Origin of the sequence: Pseudomonas sp. K5002 (assembly GCF_013386655.1) — a bacterium.
Classification (GTDB): Bacteria; Pseudomonadota; Gammaproteobacteria; order Pseudomonadales; family Pseudomonadaceae; genus Aquipseudomonas.
Genome location: NZ_JACARK010001019.1, coordinates 1 through 1,923, shown reverse-complemented (window position 1 = coordinate 1,923; position 1,923 = coordinate 1). Strand labels below are relative to the sequence as shown.

Genomic DNA, 1,923 nt, shown 5'->3' with positions numbered 1-1,923 from the left:
ACGCTGCCATCGGTGCAGCGGGCGGCGCCCTGGCCGGTGGTGCTGCGGGTTACTACACCGAGCGCCAGAAGCAGATCACCGATGACAACCAGCGCATCGCCTCCTACGCCACCGACGTCAACAAGCGTGCCTCCGACATCGACCGCAGCACCGCGTACGCCAAGGCGTCCCAGCAGTGCTACCAGAGCGCGTTCACCAAGCTGGTGGCCGACCGCAAGGCCAAGACCGTCAACGACGTTGAAGGCCGCAAGCGCCTGGCAGAAATCGTCTCGGGCCTGAAAGAGTCCAACGACCTGATCGTCGCGGTGAACGGCAAGGCCAGCGAAGACCTGAACAACTACACCCAGGCGTACGAGCAGGATCTGCAACAAGTGGGCGTACAACGTGCTGACGTGGTCACTGTTGCGACTGCCGATACCACGCCGGTGGTGACGCCAGCCAAAGGCAAGAAGCCGGTAAAAGTCGCGAAGAAGCCGGTACTGCCAACCGTGCCGAAAGAAGCCGTAGCCACCGAGAAAACCATCCAGACCGCCCAGACCAAGCAAGCTGAAAGCAAGCAGGTTGCCAGCGCCGGTAAAGCGCAGATCGAAGGCACTTGCCGTGATCCGAACCTGGCGGATTGGGCACCGGTTCCTTGCCCTAACGTCTGAGGAAAGTTGTTGCTATAAGCGTTAAACGCCAGCCGATCTCCTGCTAAAACGGGAGATCGGTAGCGTTATTTGCACAAATCGTTAAACTGCTGCGGCCACCCAATAATTACACTGAGGCCGTGTGCATGAAATTTCGTTTTCTTCTCTGGATGCTTGGCCTGTTGATGGGCAAAGCCAGCCGCACCAACCCTGCGTTCCAGCAGCAGTTGGGTGACAAGGACCTGGCGTTCCAGTTGCAGACCCTCGACGGCAAGGTTGCCCGTCACTTCATCGTCAAAGACCAGCGCATTACCAGCCGCTCGGGTGTTCATCCCGCGCCTGCGTTTGCCATCGCCTTCAAAGACGCCGCCTACGGCTTCGCCACGATGCAGGCGAAGAACAAGCAACTGGCGTTCATGACGGGGATTCAGGACAAGTCGATCCAGATCAAGGGCAACCCGGCGCTGGTGATCTGGTTCCAGGGGTTGACCAAGTATTTGAAGCCGAAGAAAAAGCCCAAGGCTTAAGACCGAGTTGAATTCATCGCAGGCAAGCCAGCTCCCACATTTGACCGGGTTTCTACCGCTAGAACTCGGTCAAATGTGGGAGCTGGNNCAGGCGCCAGATTTATCCCTGGCTGAACTGCGAAGCCAACTCGCGCAACAACGTTTCCGCGTCCAGCACCTTGCTCACCACGTCCTCTGCCTTGTCCCGGGTCAGCCCCAGGCGCTCAAGCAGTTCGTCCGGGATGGATTCATCCGGCCCCGAGCCGATGCCGCGGCTGCGCAGCAAGCGCACGGCCAGGCACACCAGGTTCGGGTATTCCGCATATTGGCCGTCGTAGGTCGGGTCGTGCTGGAAGCGCAGGGCGGTGGACAGTTCGTCCGGCATGTCCCAATAGCGCATCAACCACGCACCAATCTGCTCGCGGCTGATGCCCAGCAGATGCTGCTCGATGTAGCTGTGGCACAGGTGCGGGTTGACCTCCAGGTGCCGGCAGATCAGTGAGAAGTGCGGCGGGAAGACGTGGGCCAGCAACAGGTAGCCGAAATTGTGCAGCAGGCCGGCGAGGTACGTCAGCCCGGCTTCCGGGCGCTGGGCGCGGGGCATGGCGCGGGTCAGGCCTTCGATGACGGCAGCGGTATAGATCGACTGGTGCCAGTACGGCGTGGCCTGTTGCGGGTGGTCCTTGGGCAGGCTCAAGGTCTTGCCCAGGGCCAGGCCGAGTGCGAGGTTGATCACCAGGTCAAAGCCCAGCACGCGCACGATGGCGTCTTCCACCGAGCGGATCTTG

3 protein-coding genes are annotated in these 1,923 nt (G+C 60.7%); 2 read left to right on the top strand and 1 reads right to left on the bottom strand.

Going from position 1 to position 1,923, the window contains the following annotated elements; translation table 11 throughout:
* Both tagQ and HX846_RS32640 read left to right on the top strand, forming a co-directional pair.
* A partial coding sequence (gene tagQ, locus HX846_RS32645; RefSeq protein WP_178966993.1) for a type VI secretion system-associated lipoprotein TagQ occupies positions 1–650 on the top strand: 650 nt, incomplete at its 5' end.
* 125 nt (positions 651–775) lie between these two features.
* A complete protein-coding gene (locus HX846_RS32640; protein WP_010168229.1) occupies positions 776–1,156 on the top strand; it encodes a hypothetical protein in 381 nt (126 codons plus the stop codon).
* Between the two features lie 100 nt (positions 1,157–1,256).
* Here HX846_RS32640 and HX846_RS32635 read toward each other — a convergent pair.
* Positions 1,257–1,923: HDOD domain-containing protein (locus HX846_RS32635; RefSeq protein ID WP_178966992.1), on the bottom strand; the 667-nt coding region annotated here is incomplete at its 5' end.

What these genes read in the sequence shown, in the direction of transcription:
- HX846_RS32640 (WP_010168229.1), top strand. Translation starts at nt 776, where the DNA reads ATGAAATTTCGTTTTCTTCTCTGGATGCTTGGCCTGTTGATGGGCAAA.